General features: G+C 60.1%; 3 protein-coding genes. All 3 read right to left on the bottom strand.

The annotated features are described in order from the left end of the window. A partial coding sequence (locus AAAB16_RS02185) for a DNA-binding domain-containing protein (protein ID WP_340661858.1) occupies positions 1-677 on the bottom strand: 677 nt, incomplete at its 3' end. Next, positions 674-1,570, bottom strand: coding sequence for a DUF692 domain-containing protein (locus tag AAAB16_RS02180; RefSeq protein WP_340661857.1), 897 nt, complete (start codon positions 1,568-1,570; stop codon positions 674-676). The genes AAAB16_RS02180 and AAAB16_RS02185, both read right to left, overlap by 4 nt. A 28-nt stretch (positions 1,571-1,598) precedes the next feature. Next, positions 1,599-1,901, bottom strand: coding sequence for a DUF2282 domain-containing protein (locus AAAB16_RS02175; RefSeq protein WP_340661856.1), 303 nt, complete (start codon positions 1,899-1,901; stop codon positions 1,599-1,601). Between the last annotated feature and the right edge of the window lie 357 nt (positions 1,902-2,258).

The following is a 2,258-nucleotide window of genomic DNA, read 5'->3' as shown; positions in this document are numbered from 1 at the left end:
GGGCAGTCGGCTGTGGCCTCGCCAAGCGCTTGGCCGGCCTGTAAGCGGGCGATAAAAGCGGCGCTGGCGGCGTCGATGGCAATCACCAGCACATCCAGGTGCTGACGCAGTACCAGGCACTGTTCGGCTCTGTAGGGGTCGACGTTTTCAATTGCCAGCTCGCCTTGATGCGCGGCCCATAGCGAACGCGCGGCAAACGGCGAGGACAGCACGGCCAACGAGGGGTGCAGGGTGAACACCAGACGCGCCGGGTCTTCGCTAGTAGCCACGGCGTTGCTCAGTTGCTCATGGCTTAGGGGCGTCATATCCGCCGCGTGGTAAGCCTGAATGCGTAGGGCTTCAAGGCGGGCGACATCGCCGAGGTAGGGCAGTTGGCGGGCGGGCTCGAAGGCGTCAATAAAGTTCGCCAAGTCATGGCCGTAGTGCACCAGCAGACGTGAGCGCGGCGAGTTTTCCTGTACATAGACCAGGGCCATGGCGCGGAAAAACGCTTCGCCTACGAGCGCTTGAACCACCGGGTAACTGTCGGCCAAAGCGTTGATCAGCGAGCTCAGCACGTTATTGCGGTACACCGCGAAACGGCTTGCCGGGTTTGAGTCATTCCAGGTGTGCAAACCTTCTGGCGTACTGCTCTCGTGGCTGAATAAGGCGTTAGAGAAATTTAGCTGCAGGCTCATAACAGGCGGCTCCCGGCCAACATGGTTTCGGCCAATTCTGCTTCGGCTAATAGGTGCGCCAGCGGCGGTACATCGTTGTCGCGTTCGATCAAGGTCGGCAGTGGCCCGAGCTGCGCGATGATTTGCCCGTATAGCGCCCACACCGCGTCATCTACGGGGGCGCCATGACTGTCGATCAACAAGCGGTCGCCATTGCCGTCGCGGTCTTCAGCAAAACCGGCCAAGTGAATTTGCTGCACCGCCGCCAGCGGCAGTTGTTGCAGATACGCCTGCACATCGCGACCGTGGTTGATGCAGGAGATATACAGGTTGTTAACGTCCAGCAGCAGCGCGCAGCCGGTGCGCTGTACCACTTCGGTGATAAACGCCGCCTCGCTCATGCTCGACTCGCTGAACTCGACATAGGTGGCCGGGTTTTCCAGCAGCATGGGGCGTTTGAGAAAGCTCTGGGTCTGGTCGATGTGCTGGCACACGCGCTCCAGGGTTGCCCGGTCATAGGCCACCGGCAGCAAGTCATTGAGAAAGGTGGGGCCGTGGCTGGACCAGGCCAGGTGCTCGGAAAAGGCTTCGGGCTGGTAGCGCTCAAGTAAATTGGCCAGGCGTTGCAGGTGCTGCATATCGAGCGGATCTTCCGCGCCAATAGACAGACCGACCCCATGCAGCGACAGCGGGTAATGCTGGCGAATCTGCCCGAGGTAGTGATGAAAAGGGCCGCCGGCGACCATGTAGTTTTCCGCATGAATTTCAAAGAAACCCACGGCGGGCAGGCTGGCGAGAATGTCTTGGTAATGCTGGGGCTTAAGCCCCAAGCCGACGCGTGCGGGCAGGGTTGCTGCACGCGTCGGATGGCCGGCGCGAGACGCGCTAAGGGGAGGCAGCAATGGCTGATTCATACGTGTGCGTCTCGGCAGCAGGAGGGGATCAGGCTTTTTCTTTGAAGGCTTCGAGCTGACCAAAACCGGTTGGGGAGGTCGAGCTGGCAGTTTTTTCGCAGGTGCCTTTCGGCACCGCTTTCCATGCGTTGCCCTGGTGGTCTTTAACCGAGGTGCCGGCGCAGGTAGTGCCAGCGCCTGCGGCGCAATCGTTTTTACCTTTCAAGGCCACGCCAAAGCATTTTTCGGTGTCGCCTGCGGCGTGGGCAACCATTGGCGCGGCGGCCATGCTCAGGGCGCTGCCCAGAGCGAGGGCGAGGGCGGCGGTGTGCAGGGTTGGTGATTTTTTCATGGTGATTTCTCTTTTCGGTTGGTGGGTTAAAACGCCTGACTATCCCCATACAGCGCAACGGGTTCAGTGCAGGGGTGCGAAAGTAGTGCGTGGCACCAGCAAGCAATAGAGCACGGAGCCGGGGCCTTTGTAGGAAGCCTCGCGGCGGTTTGTGGGTTACGAGTCACCGCGCTCGTTTACGTACTCACTGGGCTGCTTGCTTAGTGAAGTAGAGAAACCGGCACTGAGGTTGTTACAACCCTGCTTAAGTATTTTTGTTTTTGCTCGCGTGTTGACCGATTCCAGGGGCGCCCACCGTTGCTCCTGATCTCGTAGGGTGTGCTGCGCGCACCAGCGGTTTGCGCGTTTACGCCGTGG

Origin of the sequence: Pseudomonas sp. (assembly GCF_037994325.1) — a bacterium.
Taxonomy (GTDB): domain Bacteria; phylum Pseudomonadota; class Gammaproteobacteria; order Pseudomonadales; family Pseudomonadaceae; genus Aquipseudomonas.
The sequence above is the reverse complement of the archived record's forward strand: the minus strand, read 5'-3'. Positions and strand labels throughout refer to the sequence as shown.